The 17,562-nt window shown below is 61.5% G+C and carries 19 protein-coding genes; 5 read left to right on the top strand and 14 right to left on the bottom strand.

Annotated features, from left to right (window positions below):
* Positions 1–164: 164 nt before the first annotated feature.
* Positions 165–836: a hypothetical protein gene (locus tag IPJ76_06795; GenBank protein ID QQR87925.1), complete on the top strand. Its 672-nt coding sequence runs from the start codon at positions 165–167 to the stop codon at positions 834–836.
* A gap of 9 nt (positions 837–845) precedes the next feature.
* Here the strand turns inward: IPJ76_06795 and accC are convergent, their stop codons facing one another.
* The 7 genes from accC to IPJ76_06760 all read right to left on the bottom strand — a co-directional run bounded on the left by accC (position 846) and on the right by IPJ76_06760 (position 6,225).
* Complete coding sequence (gene accC, locus IPJ76_06790) at positions 846–2,192, bottom strand: acetyl-CoA carboxylase biotin carboxylase subunit (protein ID QQR87924.1); 1,347 nt, start codon at positions 2,190–2,192, stop codon at positions 846–848.
* 138 nt (positions 2,193–2,330) lie between these two features.
* Positions 2,331–2,819 carry an acetyl-CoA carboxylase biotin carboxyl carrier protein gene (gene accB / locus IPJ76_06785; GenBank protein ID QQR88412.1) on the bottom strand — a complete coding sequence of 163 codons (489 nt, stop codon included), beginning with the start codon at positions 2,817–2,819 and terminating at the stop codon, positions 2,331–2,333.
* 86 nt (positions 2,820–2,905) lie between these two features.
* Positions 2,906–3,901 (bottom strand): ketoacyl-ACP synthase III, encoded by a 996-nt coding sequence (locus IPJ76_06780; GenBank protein QQR87923.1) that lies wholly within the window; start codon positions 3,899–3,901, stop codon positions 2,906–2,908.
* Positions 3,898–4,836, bottom strand: a complete 939-nt coding sequence (plsX, locus tag IPJ76_06775; GenBank protein ID QQR87922.1) for a phosphate acyltransferase PlsX — start codon at positions 4,834–4,836, stop codon at positions 3,898–3,900. Before plsX ends, IPJ76_06780 begins: the two co-directional genes overlap by 4 nt.
* 44 nt (positions 4,837–4,880) lie before the next feature.
* A complete protein-coding gene (rpmF, locus tag IPJ76_06770; protein ID QQR87921.1) occupies positions 4,881–5,072 on the bottom strand; it encodes a 50S ribosomal protein L32 in 192 nt (63 codons plus the stop codon).
* A 19-nt stretch (positions 5,073–5,091) separates the two neighbouring features.
* The gene (locus IPJ76_06765) at positions 5,092–5,616 is read right to left on the bottom strand and encodes a DUF177 domain-containing protein (protein ID QQR87920.1); all 525 of its coding nucleotides are present in this window, start codon (positions 5,614–5,616) and stop codon (positions 5,092–5,094) included.
* Between the two features lie 87 nt (positions 5,617–5,703).
* Positions 5,704–6,225 carry a CvpA family protein gene (locus IPJ76_06760; GenBank protein QQR87919.1) on the bottom strand — a complete coding sequence of 174 codons (522 nt, stop codon included), beginning with the start codon at positions 6,223–6,225 and terminating at the stop codon, positions 5,704–5,706.
* A 73-nt stretch (positions 6,226–6,298) separates the two neighbouring features.
* Here IPJ76_06760 and IPJ76_06755 point away from each other — a divergent pair, with 73 nt between their 5' ends.
* On the top strand, positions 6,299–6,631 hold the full coding sequence (locus tag IPJ76_06755) for a hypothetical protein (GenBank protein QQR87918.1): 333 nt from the start codon (positions 6,299–6,301) through the stop codon (positions 6,629–6,631).
* A 7-nt stretch (positions 6,632–6,638) separates the two neighbouring features.
* Here the strand turns inward: IPJ76_06755 and IPJ76_06750 are convergent, their stop codons facing one another.
* Positions 6,639–7,034: a hypothetical protein gene (locus tag IPJ76_06750; protein QQR87917.1), complete on the bottom strand. Its 396-nt coding sequence runs from the start codon at positions 7,032–7,034 to the stop codon at positions 6,639–6,641.
* A 70-nt stretch (positions 7,035–7,104) separates the two neighbouring features.
* On the opposite strand from IPJ76_06750, the gene IPJ76_06745 reads away from it, so the two are divergent.
* Genes IPJ76_06745 through IPJ76_06735 form a run of 3 tightly spaced genes read left to right on the top strand, consistent with a single transcriptional unit; the run spans position 7,105 to position 10,142 of the window.
* Positions 7,105–7,806, top strand: a complete 702-nt coding sequence (locus IPJ76_06745) for a peptidylprolyl isomerase (GenBank protein QQR87916.1) — start codon at positions 7,105–7,107, stop codon at positions 7,804–7,806.
* Entirely contained in the window at positions 7,803–8,852 is a 1,050-nt protein-coding gene (pheS, locus tag IPJ76_06740; protein ID QQR87915.1) for a phenylalanine--tRNA ligase subunit alpha, read from the top strand. Before IPJ76_06745 ends, pheS begins: the two co-directional genes overlap by 4 nt.
* Before the next feature lie 15 nt (positions 8,853–8,867).
* Positions 8,868–10,142 carry a geranylgeranyl reductase family protein gene (locus IPJ76_06735; protein ID QQR87914.1) on the top strand — a complete coding sequence of 425 codons (1,275 nt, stop codon included), beginning with the start codon at positions 8,868–8,870 and terminating at the stop codon, positions 10,140–10,142.
* Here IPJ76_06735 and IPJ76_06730 read toward each other — a convergent pair.
* The 6 genes from IPJ76_06730 to IPJ76_06705 form a co-directional block, all read right to left on the bottom strand.
* Positions 10,135–10,884 (bottom strand): class I SAM-dependent methyltransferase, encoded by a 750-nt coding sequence (locus tag IPJ76_06730; protein QQR87913.1) that lies wholly within the window; start codon positions 10,882–10,884, stop codon positions 10,135–10,137. The two genes, IPJ76_06735 and IPJ76_06730, sit on opposite strands and share 8 nt — an antisense overlap.
* 81 nt (positions 10,885–10,965) lie before the next feature.
* Complete coding sequence (gene pyk, locus IPJ76_06725; protein ID QQR87912.1) at positions 10,966–12,387, bottom strand: pyruvate kinase; 1,422 nt, start codon at positions 12,385–12,387, stop codon at positions 10,966–10,968.
* Positions 12,384–12,806: an IPExxxVDY family protein gene (locus IPJ76_06720; GenBank protein ID QQR87911.1), complete on the bottom strand. Its 423-nt coding sequence runs from the start codon at positions 12,804–12,806 to the stop codon at positions 12,384–12,386. Before IPJ76_06720 ends, pyk begins: the two co-directional genes overlap by 4 nt.
* Before the next feature lie 112 nt (positions 12,807–12,918).
* Positions 12,919–15,582: a hypothetical protein gene (locus IPJ76_06715; protein ID QQR87910.1), complete on the bottom strand. Its 2,664-nt coding sequence runs from the start codon at positions 15,580–15,582 to the stop codon at positions 12,919–12,921.
* Between the two features lie 129 nt (positions 15,583–15,711).
* On the bottom strand, positions 15,712–17,127 hold the full coding sequence (locus IPJ76_06710; GenBank protein QQR87909.1) for a pseudouridine synthase: 1,416 nt from the start codon (positions 17,125–17,127) through the stop codon (positions 15,712–15,714).
* Positions 17,124–17,489 (bottom strand): YraN family protein, encoded by a 366-nt coding sequence (locus IPJ76_06705; GenBank protein QQR87908.1) that lies wholly within the window; start codon positions 17,487–17,489, stop codon positions 17,124–17,126. The genes IPJ76_06710 and IPJ76_06705 overlap by 4 nt, the downstream gene beginning before the upstream one ends.
* Positions 17,490–17,562 lie beyond the last annotated feature (73 nt).

Below are 17,562 nucleotides of genomic sequence, written 5' to 3'. Positions count from 1 at the left end.
GTGTCTGAGCGAGTTCAAGTACAGCACCCCGTGTTCAGTCCGGGTGCACTTACCGCTATGTCCGATGGGAGGGCTGAACACGATTTCACACGGCGTACCCGAAGCCGTAACGATCCCTCAACGCGCGCCATGCCCCGTCCCGGTAGTCTTGCGGCCGCTATCGCATGCGCCCGCTCAATCTTTCCCGCACGAAGGCCGTCAAGCTCGAAGCCGCTGTGCGCGCCTACCGCGAAGAATATCTCATGTCGGGTCCGGCAGCGGATGAACGTGCGGAGCGTCATCGACTGCTGATGTTCTTCAACGACGTGCTCGGCTACCGGCCCGGAGAGGACATACGCAGCGACGCGTTGCTCAAGGGCCCGGCCGACTTCTCCGTGCAGGCTTCGGTGAGCAGGCTGGTCTTGGCGTTCGTCGACCGGCGCGACAGGTCAGGGAACGAAGACCGCTTGGGGAACGTGAAACGCTTCGCGGAACTTGAGGCGGTTGATTGGTTGATCGTGATGCGCGCGACCAGGATCGTATTGTTGAAGTTGGACACAAAGGTCCCCGAGGGTGTGCGAGCGGTGTTCGATGTTGATCTTTCCGATGCGGCGGCGGACGCGGTCACCGCCCAATCGCTGCAGTTCCTGCTGGTCGATGTGGTTTCGCGCGGCGGGCTGGAGATCCTCTGGAACCGGACCGTGGCACTGGACCCACAGAGCATTTCAGCCCTCTTGGTTTCTTCACCGGTGCTGAACTTCGTACAGCGCACGCTCCGTGCACGCACGATGAGCAATTTCACCGATGACGAAGTCAGGTCGTCCGTGGAGCGCTTGCTGGTGACCGGACGCGAATAATAGAGCTGGTCAGGCCGGCCGCTTCAGTTCGAAGTTCTCCAGGAACTTGGTGGTGAAATCACCCTCGCGGAACTTCTCGTTCTGGAACAGCTGCTGGTGGAAGGGGATGGTGGTGCTCACCCCTTCGATCACGTATTCGCTCAACGCCCGCTCCATCTTGGTGAGCGCTTCTTCGCGCGTGGCCGCCACCACGATCAGCTTGCCGATCATGCTGTCGTAGTTCGGCGGGATGCTGTAGCCCGCGTACACGTGCGTGTCGATGCGCACACCGTGGCCGCCGGGGGCGTGGTAGGTGGTGATGCGGCCGGGCGTCGGGCGGAAATTGTTGAAGGGATCCTCGGCGTTGATGCGGCACTGGATGGCGTGGCGCGTGGGCTCGTAGTTGAGGCCACTGATGGGCACGCCCGCCGCGATCTTGATCTGCTCGCGGATCAGATCGTAGTCGATCACTTCCTCGGTGATCGTGTGCTCCACCTGGATGCGCGTGTTCATCTCCATGAAGTAGAAGTTCCTGTGCTTGTCCACCAGGAACTCAACTGTGCCCACGCCTTCATACTTCACGCTGGCCGCGGCCTTGATGGCGGCCTCGCCCATCTTCTTGCGCAACGCCTTCGTCATGAAGGGCGACGGTGTCTCCTCCACGAGCTTCTGGTGGCGACGCTGGATCGAGCAGTCGCGCTCGCTCATGTGGCAGAAGTTGCCGTACTGGTCGCCTGCGATCTGGATCTCGATGTGGCGCGGCTCCAGGATGTACTTCTCCATGTACATGCCCGGGTTGCCGAACGCGGCGCCGGCTTCCTGGCTCGCCTTCTCGAAGGCTTCCTGGAACTCCTCCTCCTTCCACACCAAGCGCATGCCTTTGCCGCCACCGCCGGCCGTGGCTTTCAGGATGACCGGGTAACCGATCTTCTTGGCTTCCTTCTTGGCCACATCGATGTCGGTGACCAGTCCTTCCGTGCCGGGCACCACGGGCACACCGGCGGCGATCATGGTGGCCTTCGCGGTCGCCTTGTCGCCCATGGCCTCGATCTGTTCCGGTGTGGCACCGATGAACTTGATGTTGTGCTGCTGGCAGAGCTTGCTGAACTTGGCGTTCTCGCTCAGGAAGCCGTAGCCCGGGTGGATCGCATCGGCGTTGGTGATCTCGGCCGCGGCGATGATGCGCACCATGTTCAGGTAGCTCTCCTTGCTCGGTGGCGGGCCGATGCACACGGCCTCATCGGCGAAGCGCACATGCAGGCTCTCGCGGTCGGCGGTGCTGTACACGGCCACCGTTCTGATGCCCATTTCACGGGCCGTGCGGATCACGCGCAGGGCGATCTCGCCGCGGTTGGCTATGAGGATCTTCTTGAACATTCGCTCAACGGGTTACCGCAATTGGAAGTATTACCACAAAGGGCACGAAGGGCGCAAAGAACGCGGACTCGGGAGCTGCGGGAGCGATCGCACTGGGCATTTCCCTTTGCGTTCTTCGTGTCCTTTGCGGTAGAAGAACTAGGCAGGATCCACGAGGAACAACGGCTGATCGTACTCCACGGGCTTGGCATCGTCCACCAGCACCTTCACGATCTTGCCCGCCACATCGCTCTCGATCTCGTTGAAGAGCTTCATGGCTTCGATGATGCAGATGGCCTGGCCCTTCTTCACCTCGTCGCCCACGTTCACGAAGACCGGTTTGCCCGGACCGGCCGCACGGTAGAAGGTGCCGATCATGGGTGCCTTGATGGTGATGTACTTGCTGTCGGCGGCGGGTGCGGCTGCCGGAGACACAGGGGCCGGGGCAGCTGCAGGGGCCACTGCCGCAGGTGCTGCAACAGGGGGCGGTGCGGCGTACACTGGTGCGGGGGCCGCCACCATCTGCACCTCCTTCTTTCCCGCTGGCGTCTTGATGGTGATCTTGAAGTCCTTTTGCTCGATCTCCACTTCGCTCACACCGCTCTTCGCCACGAACTTGATCAGTTCCTGGATCTGGTTCAGGTTCATCGTGTCGCTCATTTGGTTGGGAATGCGTTCCCCGTAAGGGGTCGCCAATGTATTCGGTCGGACGGCTCGGTCTGCGGCTGGGGAAGTCACCCGCCGTAGGCCCACTTCAGGTAAACGGCCCCCCAGGTGAAGCCGCCACCGAAAGCGCTCAGGATGATGTTGTCGCCCTTATTCAGGCGAGGCTCCCATTCCCAGAGGCAGAGCGGAAGGGTGCCGGCGGTGGTGTTCCCGAAACGTTCGATGTTCACCATCACTTTCTCCTCGGGCAGGCCCATGCGGTGGGCGGTGGCATCGATGATGCGCTTGTTGGCTTGGTGGGGCACCAGCCAGGCCACATCGTCGCTCTTCAGGCCGTTGCGTTCCATGATCTCGGCGCTCACATCGGCCATGTTCGTAACGGCGAACTTGAACACGGCCTTGCCTTCCTGGTAAACGAAGTGCTCGCGGGCCTCCACCGTCTTGATCGTAGCAGGGCGCTTGCTGCCCCCGGCTTTCTGGTGCAGGTACTGGCACCCGCTGCCGTCGGTGCGAAGAATGCTGTCCACGATGCCCAACCCCTCGGTGTTCGGTTCCAACAGCACGGCCCCGGCCCCATCGCCGAAGATGATGCAAGTAGCCCGGTCGGTATAGTCGATGATGGAGCTCATTTTGTCGCCGCCCACTACCACCACTTTCTTGTACTTCCCGTTCTCGATGAACTGGGCACCGGTGGTCAATGCGAAGAGGAAGCCGCTACAGGCCGCCATGAGGTCGAAGCCCCAAGCGTTCTTGGCGCCCACTTGGTCGCAGATGATGTTGGCCGTGGCGGGGAACTGATGGTCAGGCGTAACCGTGGCGCAGATCAGCAGGTCGATCTCCATGGGATCGATGCCGCGCTTGGCACAGAGGCCTTTCACGGCCTCCACGCACATCACGCTCAGACCCTGGTCCTCCCCCTTGAGGATGCGGCGCTCCTTGATACCCGTCCGCTCGGTGATCCACGCATCGTTCGTGTCCACCATCGTCTCCAGCACGGCGTTCGTCAACCGGTATTCGGGCACGTAGCCTTGCACCGCTGTAATGGCCGCTGTGATCTTGCTCATAGGAACGCTTCGCGGATGCGGTCGTTCAGTTTGCTCTCCACGACTTCGCGGGTGAAGAGCACCATGTTCTTGATGGTGGTGTCGTTGCTGATGCCGTGGCCGATGATGACGTTGCCGTTGACCCCCAGCACGGGCAGCCCTCCATAGTTCTCGTAATTGAAACGGTCGAAGAAGGGCTCGTGCACACCACGCTGCTCCAGCAGGTCGTGGAAGGCTTCCACGGCCTTGAGCACGATGTTGCCGGTGAAGCCGTCGGTGACGATCACGTCCGCTTTGTCGTTGAACAGGTCACGCCCCTCCACGTTGCCGATGAAGTTGAACTGGGACTGTTCCTTCATAAGGCCGTAAGCCGCAAGCGCCACGGCATTGCCCTTCTTGTCCTCCTCGCCGATGTTGAGCAGGCCCACTTTCGGCGTCTTGATGTGGTACACGTGCTCGGCGAGCAGGCTGCCCAGCAGACCGAACTGCATAAGAACGTCGGGTTTGCAATCGGCGTTCGCACCCACGTCCAAGAGGATGCCGTAGTTGCCGTTCTCCTTGGGCACCACGCTGGGTATGCAAGGGCGAATGACCCCGGGGATCGGCTTCACGCTGAAGACCGAAGCCACCAGCATCGCTCCGGTGTTGCCCGTGCTGGCGAAGGCATCGAGCTTTCCTTCCTTCAACAGATGGAAACCGATGCTGATGCTGCTGTTCGGTTTCGATTGCAACGCCTTGGTGGCGCTGTCGTGCATGGTGATGTCGTTCTCGCTGGGAACGATGTCGAACGCTGAGCCATCGGCTCCGAGCTTCGATAGCTCCTGGGCTATGGCTTGCGCGCTACCGATGAGCACCAAGCGCACATCCGTGGGCAGTTCACGCTGCGCCATAACAGCAGCATTCACGACCACGGCCGGGCCGTGATCGCTGCCCATGATGTCCAAGCCTATCCGCATGCGATGGGCGGACAAGTTAGATGCGTCACGTTAGGACGATCGACTTAGGCGTTGCCGCTCTTATCGGCCACCAGTTTGCCCTTGTAGTAGAGCTTGTCGTCCTCCCAATGTGCGCGATGGCGCAGGTGCAACGTGCCCGTTGTGCTATCGGTGCTCAGCGTGGGCACGGCAGCGTTCTGGTGCGTGCGGCGCTTGTCGCGGCGGGTGCTGGAGTGGCGTCGTTTCGGATTTGGCATGACGGTGAATGATGTGCGCTCAAGCGCGCTTGTCCTGTTTCAGTTTGCGTAGTGCGTCCCAACGCGGGTCGGGATCATGGGCTTCTTCGTGGCCAGGGCCGTAGTTGGCCAGTGCACTGTCCACTTCGGGGTCGCATTCGCCAGCAGCGTGCACGCGACGGATGGGCAGCGCGAGGTTGATGCACTCGTGGATGTACGGCCCCAGGTCGATCGTGTGCACCGAGGCATCGAGCGCGGTCATCTCCTCATCGTCGAACTCCTCCACGCTGTTCAATTGGAAGATCTGGCGTTGGCTCCCTTCCACGGGGAAATCCAACAGACCATTGCAATGATCGCACGATAGCTCCAAGGTGCCCGCCGTCCTGATGTTCAACACCAGCATATGTGCGCTCTTGTCCATGGTAACGGACACGCTCACCTTGCCGTGCTCGAATTCCTGCTCGCTTTGATCCTTGAAGAAGGCATCACCCACCTCCCATGACCAAGCGTGTTGGCCATCCTTCAGACCGGCGAAGTCGATGATATGCTCGCTCTGTGCTTTCACGGGCTACCCTTCCGAAAAAGGGGTGGCGAAAGTAACCGATCCCCGCAACCTGCGCGGCGGTGACCGGTCCGCCCCTGTCAGGCTCCCTTAGAGCACCTCGTCGGTTTGCTCCCTTATTCGTTCAAAACCCGAGCGAAGCCACTTCCCATCGGCCAGTTCGGGCACAACCATCGGAGCGAGTTCTTGAATTCCGGTGGCAATACCACTGTCCTTCAGGGTGTTGTACATAGGCTCCGGTAGTCGGTCGCCTACTGCGGACAGCACATTGATCATAGCGCTGAGCACGAACAAAGCCCTCAGCAAACCGGACAAAGCTCCTGCCGCCTTGTTGGGCAAGCCCAGGCCCGTCAGGTCCATCGCCTTGGTGCACACCCGGGCCGCCAAATGGAGCAGTGCCAGTACCGCCAACAGGATGACGATGAACCCCAGCGCTTCCTGGTGCTCCTCGAACCCCAGCCAGTCAGCCACGGCCCGGTTGAACCTGAGCCCGGCCCATATGCCCAATACCAGCCCGACCAAGGAGGCCAACTCTATCAGCAAACCACGTTGGTACCCCTTGAAGGCAGCCATGCCCAGAAGGACCAGAAGGGAAATGTCCAGCCAGTTCATGCGGGCAAAGATGCCGTTCCGCTTGTGGTCGGCTTACCGGACAAGCGCCGCCGAGGCAACTTCGCACCCTCTTATGGACCTGGAATTCGACAAACGTTGGCGCGACCTGATGAAGGAATTGACCGACCGGTTCGGTCAGCCTGTGGACCTGAACGGCGCGTTGTTCCTGATCGGCGTGCAGGAGCTGGGCCAGGATGTGCGCACCTACAAGAAGGATGAAAAGGTGAACCTGATCCACATTGCCATCTGCGTGCTACTTAAGCCCTACGGCTATTACAAGGAGTTGGGCCGCGACCCCGATGGATGGCCCCACTTCGAACGTGCAATGGACCTCCCTCCTCTGGGCGCAAGGGAGCAGGAAAGATTGATGAAGGAGGCGATCCTGAACTACTTCGCCGAGGCTTAGCGCCTCGTCAGATCGTCACTGGAAGGAGGATCACCGTCTCCTCGTTGTCCTCTTCTTCCAGGATCTTGATGATGCCCTCCGCTGCCAGCGTGTCGAACGAGGCATAGATATCCAGCACCGCGAACCCGGCCTGGCCTTGCTTGTAGAAATCAGAATAGTCGAACACCACTTTGCCATCGCTGCTCGTGGTCCCCTCCTTCAGCAGACGGCTGGGGTCGCCCAACGGATAGGTAGGATTGGCATACAGCTTCACGTAGGCATTGCCCACCGGGGTGTTGTCCTCCATTTTCACGGTAATGATGGCCTTGGTGGGCTCCACCTTGTTGCATCCAGCAAGGAAGAGGATGCTACCAACCACCATGCTGGCGCGGGTAAGCGCGCGGAGGGAACGGAACAGGTTCATCGGGCTACTTTTGACGGCCTTGTGCGGAAGGCCCTGTTTTTCAGGGAACCAAATGTAAGACGCTTCAAGCATGCCATTCGTTCGCCACCTCCTCGTTGTGCTTGCTGGTCTGTTGATCCTGACCGGGGCGACCGCCCCCAGCCTGACCAAGGATGCCCCCCGGCCACGTGTGGAGATCCGTACTGAACTGGGCACCATGGTGGTGGAACTTTACAACGAGACCCCCCAACACCGGGATAATTTCCTGAAGCTGGTGCGCGAGGGGAAGTTCGACAGCCTCCTGTGGCACAGGGTCATTCCCGCCTTCATGATCCAGGGTGGCGACCCGGAAAGCCGGCGCGCTGTGACCGGTGTAACGCTAGGGGAGGGAAGCCTCGGGTACACCGTTCCGGCTGAGTTCAACCCGGCCTTTGTGCACACCAAGGGCGCTATGAGCGCTGCCCGGACTTCCGATGAAGTGAACCCGGAAAAAGCCAGCAGCGCCAGCCAGTTCTATGTGGTGCAGGGCAAGGGCTGGCAACCCAATGAGCTGCAAATGCTGCTTGATCGCAAGAACCGGGGGGTAACACCGCCCAAGTACAGCTATACGCCCGAGCAGATCGCTGAGTACGCCAAGCATGGCGGCGCTCCCCACCTCGATGGTGAATACACCGTCTTCGGTCGCGTGGTGGAGGGGTTGGACGTCATTGATAAGATCGCGGCAGTGCCCTGCGACCAGCGCGACCGTCCGTTGAACGATATCCGCATGTGGATGCGGGAACTGAAGCCATGAGCCTGAAGGAACGCATCGCGACACTGGAGGATGAACTGCGAACGTTGGCGGCCAAGACCGGCGACGAAGCCGAACAGCTGCGCGTGAAGTGGCTGGGCCGCAACGGCGTTGTCACGGCACTTTTCGAGGACTTCAAGAAGGTAACGGCCGAGGAGAAGCGCGACCTCGGACAGGTAATGAACCGGCTGAAGAGTGCGGCCCAAACGCGCATTGATGAACTGAAGAGCGCGGCGGCAACGGTGGCCGGACCGAGCGACGAAGCAACCGACCCGACGCGACCTGCGCTCACTGGGTTCACGGGCAGTCTCCATCCCATCAGCTTGGTGCGCCAACGCATCGTGGATGTGTTCGGACGGATCGGGTACACCGTGAGCCATGGACCGGAAGTGGAGGACGATCACCACAACTTCAGTGCGCTCAACTTTCCTCCGGACCATCCTGCGCGCGACATGCAGGACACGTTCTTCGTCGCGCTCGACGGGCCCGACGGCAAGGGCATGGCCCTGCGCACGCACACCAGCAGCGTGCAGGTGCGCGTAATGGAGAACAGCAAGCCGCCGATCCGCACGGTTTCGCCGGGGCGTGTGTACCGTAACGAAGCCATCAGTGCGCGGGCGCATTGCATGTTCCACCAAGTGGAAGGCCTTTACGTGGACAAGGGCGTGAGCTTCGCGGAACTGAAAGGCACCCTTGACTACTTCGCGAAGGCAATGTTCGGCCCTGAAGTGAAGATCCGTTTACGGCCGAGCTACTTCCCCTTTACCGAGCCGAGCGCGGAGGTGGACATGAGCTGTAGCATCTGCGGAGGTCCGGGATGCAATGTGTGCAAGCACAGCGGCTGGGTGGAGATCATGGGTTGTGGCATGGTCGACCCGGCCGTGCTCAGCAACTGCGGCATCGACCCGGAGGTGTACAGCGGCTTCGCGTTCGGCATGGGCGTGGAGCGCATTGCGCAATTGCTCTACCGAGTGCCCGACCTGCGGCTATACTGGGAGAACGACGTGCGCTTCCTGGAGCAGTTCAACGACGGTGCGTTCCGCGCATAGCCAGCGTTCATCGGCATGGAAGCACAGAAGGAGCTCCGTGCGCAAGTGCTGATCGTGGGCGGCGGTCCGGGCGGTTGCACAACAGCCCTTCAACTGGCCAAGCATGGCGTTGATGCCTTGCTCATCGACAAGGCCCGCTTCCCGCGCGATAAGGTCTGTGGCGATGCGCTGAGCGGAAAGGTGATGCGCACGTTTGAGCGGGTTGCACCTCAGGTGGCCACATCGTTGCGTATGGATGCACGCCAGCAACCGAGCTGGGGTGTCACCTTCGTGGCACCAACCGGCAAGGCCCTGCGTGTTCCGTTCACGCGCAACACCGGTGAAGGTCTTGCGCCCGGCGGCATTCTGCCACGTCTCGACTTCGATGCGCTTCTTCTTGCCGCCGTGAAGCGCGATGGGCGCGCGCAAGTGATGGAAGGAGCGGAGGCGAAGCACTTCGGGCGCACGGCCAATGGTTGGCTGGTGGAGATCCGTGGCACGGAGGGGGCGACACGGACCATCGAGTGCAAGCTGATCATCGATGCATCCGGCGCGAACTCGCACTTCGCGCGTCATGTTGCAGGGCTGCCGATGCAACCGCGCCACCACTGCGCCGGGGTGCGTGCGTACTTCAGTGGCGTGAGCGACCTCGATGCGCACGGGTTCATTGAACTCATCTTCCTGAAGGAACTCTTGCCGGGCTACCTCTGGATCTTCCCGCTGCCGGACGGGCGCGCCAACGTGGGCCTCGGGCTTCGGAGCGACGTGGTGCGCAAGCGCCGTGTGGACCTGAAGTCGCTGATGAAGCAGTTGATCAGCCAGCATCCTCAACTGAAACACCGCTTCGCGAATGCGCGAATGGAAAGTGGTATCCAAGGCATGGGCCTGCCGTTGGCCAGCAAGCGGCATCCGATCAGTGGCGATGGCTACATGTTGGTGGGCGACGCCGCGCACCTCATCGATCCGTTCACCGGAGAGGGTATCAGCCATGCGATGATCAGCGGTGTGCATGCTGCGGATGTTGCGCACGAAATGCTCGCTCGTGGGATCCTCACCGCGAACCAAGCAAAGCAGTACGACCAACGCGTGTGGAAGCGCCTCGGGAAGGAACTGGCCATCAGCACACGATTGCAACAATTGGCCAGCGTACCGTGGCTCTTCAACCTGGTGGTGAACAAGGCCGCCAAGAACCCAGCGCTGGCCGACACCATCAGCAGCATGTTCAACGACCTTGACATGCGTGAACGATTGAAGAGCCCGCGGTTCTACTTCGATCTGTTGCTCGGGCGGAAGCCCAAGAGCGTTAGCTGACGCGACGCGCCAGCACGAACCAATCCCATGGGTGCGGAGCGCCCATCCACTTTGGTGGCCGCTGGAATTCACTGGTCCATGGGTATTCGATTTTCTGCACGTCACGCATGTTCATGCCGTGCATAGTCAGCAGGCTGCGGAGTTCATCGGCACTGTAGTGCTTCGTGGGAACCTTGTCGATGCGCACCACGCCGCGCAGCACATCGGCTCCTTTCGGGTTCTCGCTTTCCGGCTTGGGCACGCGCTGCCCCGGGCCGGTGCGCTGTTGCCATTCCGCTTGACGGGCATGGGTGAGCAGCACGCTTTCGATGCTCGGTACCACCAACGCCAGGTGGCCTCCTTTTTTCACAGCCTTGCAAACATGCTCCACCATGCGCGCCCGTTTCTTGTGGTCGGCCAGCAGCAGCGTATTGATGCACAGCGCGAAGTCCGCTTCGGGTCTTGGCAAAGCGTTTTTCACCAGGTCGGAGTAGTGGTAGGTGGCGTTCTTCCGTATGCGGTTCTTGTGCGCTGCGATGGCCAGGCACTCCCGCGACACGTCGAACCCCAGCACCGTGCCGAAATGACCGGCGAGCAGACCGATCGTGCGCCCGGTACCACAACCGATGTCGAACGCCACACCGTTCAGGTTCGCGAAGCGCTTCACCGCACCGGCGATGTGCCCTGCGCGATCATTGGCAGGCACATTGAAGATCTCCTTCTCGAAATCCTTGGCGACGCGGTCCCAGTCTTTTTCGTTCATGGCCGTGCAAGTTCGCGGCACCGTCCGATCAAGTGAACGCATGTGGTGCCCCGTTCTTCACAGGGTTACGCACGCATGCCCTTACGCCACGCTCAACTTCAGCATGTTGCTCATGCCTTGTTCGGCAATGGGGATGCTGGCGATGTTCACCACGAGCTCGCCTTCGTTCACGAGTTTCTTGTGGCGCAGCAGCAGTTTGATGTCCGCGATGGTGTGGTCCGTGCTCACCGTCTTGTCGTAGAAGTGCGCCCGAACGCCCCACACCAGGTTGAGCATACTGAGGATGGCCGGGTTGCTGGTGAAGGCATGGATGTTCGCCTTGGGCCGCATGCTGCTGATCTTGAACGCGGTGTAGCCGCTGTGCGTCATGGTGACGATGGCCTTCACCTCGGCGCTGGCCGCGAGCCCCACGCTGGCCATGCAGATGGCATCGGTGATCATGCGATCGCCTTGTTCGAGCAGAGGGAATTCCACGGCGTACATGTCCTCGCTCTTCTCCATTTCGGTGAGGATACGGTTCATGGCCTTCACGGTCTCCACGGGGAATTTGCCCACGCTGGTCTCGGCACTGAGCATCACGGCATCGGCGTGGTCCAGCACGGCGTTGGCCACGTCGTTCACCTCGGCGCGGGTGGGGGTGCTGTTCACGATCATGCTCTCCATCATCTGTGTGGCCACGATGACGGGCTTCTGTTCGCGCAGACCACGCTTGATGAGGTCCTTCTGGATCAGCGGCACTTTCTCCATCGGGATCTCAACGCCCAGGTCGCCGCGTGCCACCATCAGCGCGTCGCACTCCGATACGATGGCGTCGATATCGGCCAGTGCTTCGGGTTTTTCGATCTTGGCGATGACGCGCATGCGCTTACCGGCTGCTTTGATACGGCCCTTGAGGTCGCGGATGTCGGCGGCCGCACGCACAAAGCTGAGACCGATCCAATCGATGTCCTGCTCCAGCACGAAAGCAAGGTCGCGCAGGTCTTTTTCCGTGAGGCAGGGGAGGCTCACTTTGGTGTTGGGCAGGTTGATGCCTTTGTTGGAACTGAGCCACCCCCCATGGATGACGCGCGTGCGCACTTCGCTTTTGCCGTCCGTTGCCACCACTTCCAGTTGGAGTTTGCCATCATCCAGCAGTACGCGTTCACCGGGCTTCACGTCCGCTGGGAATTGCAGGTAGCTGGTGCTCACCCGGCCGGTGACGCCTTTGCTACCGTCGGTGGCGATGATGAGCTCGCTGCCGTCCTTCAGTTCGATGGGGCCGACGGCCATTTCGCCAACGCGCAACTTGGGACCTTGGAGATCCGCAAGGATGCTGGTATGGATGCCAAGCTCCTTGTCGAGCTGGCGGATGGTGGCGATGGTGCCGGCGATGTTGTTGTATTCGCCGTGGCTGAAGTTGATGCGGCACACGTCCACGCCTTGTACAAGCAGCTCGCGCAACACTTCAGGGCTATTGCTCGCCGGGCCTATGGTGGCGACGATCTTCGTTTTCGGGTTGTTCATTCTCCTCTGTCCAGCAGTTTGTGCCCTTCACGCAGGTTGTGGTAATCGAGCTCGAACGCGGTGAGCACGAAGGGGGCGTTGCGCACGCGTTGCAGCAGCTCGGTGGCGCTGATGGGCGCGTCGTTGTTGATGAGCAGGAAATAATCCGTTTGGCGGTGCTCCTTGAGCAGAACGCCGTGCGGACCGTGGTTGTTGATCAGGCTGAGGTGGATGTGCTCGTCGTCGTCGTCGTGGTCGAACACCGGGAAAGTCGTCAAGTCGCCCCCGTCATTGTCGAATACATCTTTGTCCGATCGGGCCATTTCCACCTCCAACTGTTTGTTCAGGGCCCAGCAAAGGCGGTAGTCCTTTTCGTGGCTGCTGATGCCGATGATGACCAGCTCGGGGTCTGGTGGGATGTCGAGCTTGAAGCGGCTCATGGTGGGAAGGCGAAAGTAGAAGCCGGGGGAAGGCAACGGTGGCGATCAGGTACGGTGTTGTTCCCGGGGATCGTTGAAAGGCCGGTGGAACGCCTGGAGGCAGTTGATCCGGTCACTCCACGTTGAAGGTCTCCTTCTCCTCTTCTTCCTCCTTGAAGAGCCGGCCCAGTCCTTTCTTGCGCTGGACCGGTACGACGGCTTCGGTTGTTTGAACGCTGTCCTCGGCCCATTGGGTGGTGAACCGTGGTGTGCTCGGCGTTGACTTTCGTGCGGCAGGCTCCGTTGGTTTTCCACCGAGTTCTTCGCGCAACAGCTGTTTCAGTTCCTCGCCTTCCTGCTGGCGCTTGGTTTTGCGGTGCGCGCTGGCCATGGCGCGGTCGTTGGCGAACTGCGGATCGGTGCTGTTGCCGTACATGTGCAGGAACACGCGAAGGCCGGTCCCATCGTCCTCCACCGGTCCGAACGCGTCGGCCTCCCCATCGAGCGCGAGCAACTTGTTGAGCCGGAAGCTGAGATGATGGTCGATGGTGTTGTTGAAGGCGTGCTTCCCGCTCATCTCGATCTCCAGCACGTTGTTCTTCACCACCATCGCGGGCACGTGCACCGCGCCATCGCGGATGCTGATGGTGTTCGTGAGCGTGCTGAAGGTGACGTTCGCCAAGCGCTTGCCCAGTTCATCGGTATCCACCAAAGGCGCAATAAGCTTGTTGCCGCGGATGTGCTTGGCCACATCGATCAGCGCTTCGTGCTGCTCCAATGCTCCGTCGCGCACGGTGAGGTCCGCCACGCAAACCAGCTTCTTCTCGTCCAAATGCAAGGATGGTGTGAGAGGTGCCGTAAGGCTCAACCGCACATCGGCCGTGCCCTTCAAGTGACGGTTGCCCATGAAGGTCTGCCCGAAATCCTGGAACTCCCGGAACAGCTCTTTGACATCGATATCCTTCAGCGTGGCGTTCACCGCCAGCGGGAACGATCGGGCCTCACGTCCATCAAGCGACAGGTCGGCGGTCACCCTGCCCTTGGCCGTGGCACATGTTACGTCACTGGCCTTCAGCACGCGGTCCTTGAGGGTCAGGCGCCCTGTGATGCCTGTGGCGCTGAAGTCGGCAAAGACCAGTTCATCCACGGTGGTACGCAGGTCCAGGTTGATGAGCCCGGGCAGCGTGATGTCGCCGTTCCCCTTGGTGCTCGTCCCGTTTGCGGCAAGCAACCGAGCAAGATCAACATGTTGTGCGCTGGCCGTGGCGGTGATGTTGAGCGGCTGATCATTGAAGAAGAGATAGGGCATCAAGTTGCCCAGTGTCCCGGTCATGCTTACCGTACTGCCCTGGACGGTGGCGCGGCCATTGGTGAGGGTGGCGTCGTTGCCTTTAAGGGTAACGGTGCCGCTCATGTCCTCGAACGGATGCCGCACGGTGCGCAGCTTCAATGTGGACTTCTGTATCTCGGCATTGCCGCTGAAGGCGAGCGCGCGCAGGTCGGCGGATCGCAGGTTGCGCACGTCGCGCAGTTTTCCGTTGGCGTGCAGGGTGGCCTTCACCCGGCCTGTTGCCTTGGCCACCGTGTCGATGCGTGCGAAATGGAGCAGGTCGGCCAGTGCCATGTCGGTACGCAGGTCCAGGCGGACCGGGGCATTGCGTGTGCCGTTCACGCGAAGATCAGCGCGCAAGGTGCCGCTGCCGCTGCGCGCGCTAAGACCCTTCACCACCAACTGCTTCGGAGTGCCATCGCTGGCCAGCACCGCTTCGAATTCGCCGCTGATGTTGTTGAAGCGCGTGCCGGTGCTCTGCTCCTTCATGCTGGCGTCGCGCAGTACGGCGGTCAGTTCCAGGTCCGGGCCCTCGCCCGTCAGTGCGCCCTTGTAGCGCAATGCGATGTCGGCCTCCCCTTGTATAGCGTAGCTCTTCAGTACACGCCGCGCTGCTGGCGGCAACTGTGCAATGAGCTCCTTCAGTTGCGCATCCGCGCCAAGCACGCTCAGGTCGATGGTGTGGGTCGTATCGGCCTTGGCCACGGTCAGCGCCAGATCGAGCGGCAAATTGCCGGCCATCACCTTGCCCTGCGTGATACGGAAGGCTGCATCCGGCCGACCCAGTTCCATCACCAGGTCGAGATCGCTCTGGTGGTCGGCGAAAGTGCTTCCGTTGTTGGTGAGCAAATGCCTCAACCACGCGTCTCCTTTCATGCGCACGGTGGCGCCTTCTCCATCGAACAAGCCGCTCAACACCATGTTGCGGCTCTCCGTGCTCACCTCCAGCGCACGCCGCGCATCGCGGTAGCGCACCGAAAGACCATCGAAGGCCACTTCATTGAGCGCGAAGTTCGACGGCCCTTCGCTCGTGCTGTCGCTCTTCCAGATCGACCAGTTCTCATTGCCTGTGGCGTCGTATCCCGGGTGGAGGACCACTTGCTTGCCGGTGATGCGGTCCACGGCGTAGTCGCCCGCGAACAGGTCCCATAGGCTGAAGGAAAGGAACAGGTCCTCGGCGTAGAGCAACGTGTCGGAGGCTGCATTTTCCCCGGCCGGAGTGATCAGCACGGCCTTGAAGCGCAGCGAGGCTTGCGGGAACTGCTGCACCAGCGTGAGGTCAATGCCTTGGTGCGTGACGGGCGCGTTGAGGTGCTTGTTGAGTTCGGCCAATAGTGCCTCCTTCACATCATCCTCATACACCGTGGCCAGTACGAAGGCCGCCCCAAGGAAGAGCAGTAGAGCGGAACCGGCACCGATGAGGGTACGGCGCAACCAGCGCGGAACGGAATAGAGGAGCTTGGGCACGACCGCGAAAACTACCGGGAGGGAAAGGGCGCCTTGCGCTGGCAACGCGCTGTTCCTCCACAGGCAGGTGTGGGCAGAGAACGTGCCGGGGGCGCTGCGAAGTGTCCGGCTACTGGCTGGAACGCAAAATCACTTCATGCGCTTCAACCAGCCAACCTCCTGCTCGGTAAGGTGGCGCCACTCTCCGCGTTGCAGCTCCTTCTTGGTAAGGCCCGCGAAAACGACGCGGTCCAGCTTCACCACCTCGTAGCCCAAGGCCTCGAACATGCGGCGCACCACGCGGTTGCGGCCCATGTGGAGCTTCAGGCCTACCTCGTCCTTCTTGTCGCCTACATAACTGGCCTCGTCGGCTGCCGCCGGACCATCCTCCAAGGCAACACCCTCGGTGAGCTGGCGCAGGTCTTTCACGGCCACCTTCTTGTCGAGGGTTACGTGGTAGAGCTTCTCGGCGCCGTGGCTGGGGTGGGTGAGCTTCTTGGCCAGATCACCGTCGTTGGTCAGCAGAAGAACCCCGGTTGTGTTACGGTCCAATCGGCCAACGGGATAGATGCGTTCTTGACAGGCGTCGGCCACCAGGGCCATCACCGTGCGGCGGTCGTGCGGGTCGTCCGTGGTGGTGATGGTATCCTTCGGCTTGTTGATGAGCACATAGCGCTTTTTCTCCGTGCTGATGCGCTGGCCGCCGTAGTGCACCGTGTCGTTCGGCCCTACCAAGGTGCCGAGTTCGGTGATCACGTTCCCGTTCACCATAACGGCGCCCGCCACAATGAGGTCATCGGCCTCGCGGCGGCTGCAGATGCCGGCGTTGGCAATGAACCGATTGAGGCGCACATGGTCGGGCCTGGCTTCTTGCTTGCGCTTGGGCGCGCGGCCACGGCCCTGTCCTGTGCGGTTCGGGGTGAAGTCGCGCTCCGGGCGACCACGGTACGGCCGATCACCGCTGCGCGCTCCGCGGTCATCGTCCCTGCGGAAGTCGGGGCGTGCTTTGCGTGGATAAGGACGGTCCGTTCCACGATCGCCGCTGCGGTACGGTGGGCGCGAAGGCCGGTCGCCATAGCTGCGGCGGTCATCGGGGCGTTGGCGGCGCTCACTACCACGGTCGTCAGGGCGGCTATCGCGGCGGTATGGCGCACGTGCCGGTCGGTCGCCGTCATCTTTTCTGAAGGTGCGGCGCACACGATCGCCGGTGCTGTCATCACTGCGGCGCGGGGCCCTGGGCCTGGGAGCGTCATCGCGACGGGCCTGCCCGTCTGGCCGGGCCCGTCCATCACGGTCGGGGCGATCGTCGCGGCGGTCGCGCGGGGCGGGGCGGCTCGGCCGTTCGCTGCGGCTGCGGCCATCGCGCGCAGGTCCACTGCGGGAGGGGCGTTCCTCGCCATCACTGCGTGCAGCGCGGCGTGGGCGTTCCTCGTCATCATCCCGGCGGTGGGGCGGGGCATCATCGTCGCGGCGCGGACGGGCTCCGGACCGAGAGGGGTGTGCGGGACGATCGTTGGAACGGGAGGTGGGGCCACCATCACGGCGGGCGTTGCTGCGGGGCTTCATTTCAGTGTGGGATAGAAAGCGTCGGGGATGTGTTCGATCTGCGGGTCGCCGGGGCCCAGGGTCACGCTCACGATGTCGTAGCGCACCTCCAGTTCATTGCCGGTCTTGTTCAAGTAGTTCTGTGTGGCGCGCATGATACCAGTGCGCTTGGCCTTGTTCACGGCCATTTCGGGTTCGCCCCACTTGCTGCTGCGGCGCGTCTTCACCTCCACCACCACCAGGAAACGCCCGTTGGTGCAGATGATGTCCAGCTCGTTCTGCCCACTGCGCCAGTTGCGCTCCAAGATGCGGAACCCCTTGCCCTCCAAGTAGCGGCATGCCAGTTGCTCACCGCCAGCGCCCGTGTCCAAGTGTTCAGCCATGTGGTAAGGAACGGCCGGTTGTGCGTAACCCATCGACCAACCGCCCGTTGAAGGCCCCGAAAGTCGGGAACTT

It is taken from the genome of Flavobacteriales bacterium, assembly GCA_016699575.1.
Taxonomy (GTDB): domain Bacteria; phylum Bacteroidota; class Bacteroidia; order Flavobacteriales_F; family PHOS-HE28; genus PHOS-HE28.
The sequence above is the reverse complement of the archived record's forward strand: the minus strand, read 5'-3'. Positions and strand labels throughout refer to the sequence as shown.

Bases quoted from the DNA above. Each gene is read 5' to 3' on its own strand.
- IPJ76_06755 (QQR87918.1), top strand. From the start codon at position 6,299: ATGGACCTGGAATTCGACAAACGTTGGCGCGACCTGATGAAGGAATTG.
- IPJ76_06795 (QQR87925.1), top strand. From the start codon at position 165: ATGCGCCCGCTCAATCTTTCCCGCACGAAGGCCGTCAAGCTCGAAGCC.
- accC (QQR87924.1), bottom strand. From the start codon at position 2,192: ATGTTCAAGAAGATCCTCATAGCCAACCGCGGCGAGATCGCCCTGCGC.
- accB (QQR88412.1), bottom strand. From the start codon at position 2,819: ATGAACCTGAACCAGATCCAGGAACTGATCAAGTTCGTGGCGAAGAGC.
- IPJ76_06780 (QQR87923.1), bottom strand. From the start codon at position 3,901: ATGAGCAAGATCACAGCGGCCATTACAGCGGTGCAAGGCTACGTGCCC.
- IPJ76_06705 (QQR87908.1), bottom strand. From the start codon at position 17,489: ATGGCTGAACACTTGGACACGGGCGCTGGCGGTGAGCAACTGGCATGC.
- IPJ76_06710 (QQR87909.1), bottom strand. From the start codon at position 17,127: ATGAAGCCCCGCAGCAACGCCCGCCGTGATGGTGGCCCCACCTCCCGT.
- IPJ76_06745 (QQR87916.1), top strand. From the start codon at position 7,105: ATGCCATTCGTTCGCCACCTCCTCGTTGTGCTTGCTGGTCTGTTGATC.
- IPJ76_06730 (QQR87913.1), bottom strand. From the start codon at position 10,884: ATGAACGAAAAAGACTGGGACCGCGTCGCCAAGGATTTCGAGAAGGAG.
- IPJ76_06760 (QQR87919.1), bottom strand. From the start codon at position 6,225: ATGAACTGGCTGGACATTTCCCTTCTGGTCCTTCTGGGCATGGCTGCC.
- plsX (QQR87922.1), bottom strand. From the start codon at position 4,836: ATGCGGATAGGCTTGGACATCATGGGCAGCGATCACGGCCCGGCCGTG.
- IPJ76_06735 (QQR87914.1), top strand. From the start codon at position 8,868: ATGGAAGCACAGAAGGAGCTCCGTGCGCAAGTGCTGATCGTGGGCGGC.
- pheS (QQR87915.1), top strand. From the start codon at position 7,803: ATGAGCCTGAAGGAACGCATCGCGACACTGGAGGATGAACTGCGAACG.
- IPJ76_06750 (QQR87917.1), bottom strand. From the start codon at position 7,034: ATGAACCTGTTCCGTTCCCTCCGCGCGCTTACCCGCGCCAGCATGGTG.
- IPJ76_06720 (QQR87911.1), bottom strand. From the start codon at position 12,806: ATGAGCCGCTTCAAGCTCGACATCCCACCAGACCCCGAGCTGGTCATC.
- pyk (QQR87912.1), bottom strand. From the start codon at position 12,387: ATGAACAACCCGAAAACGAAGATCGTCGCCACCATAGGCCCGGCGAGC.
- rpmF (QQR87921.1), bottom strand. From the start codon at position 5,072: ATGCCAAATCCGAAACGACGCCACTCCAGCACCCGCCGCGACAAGCGC.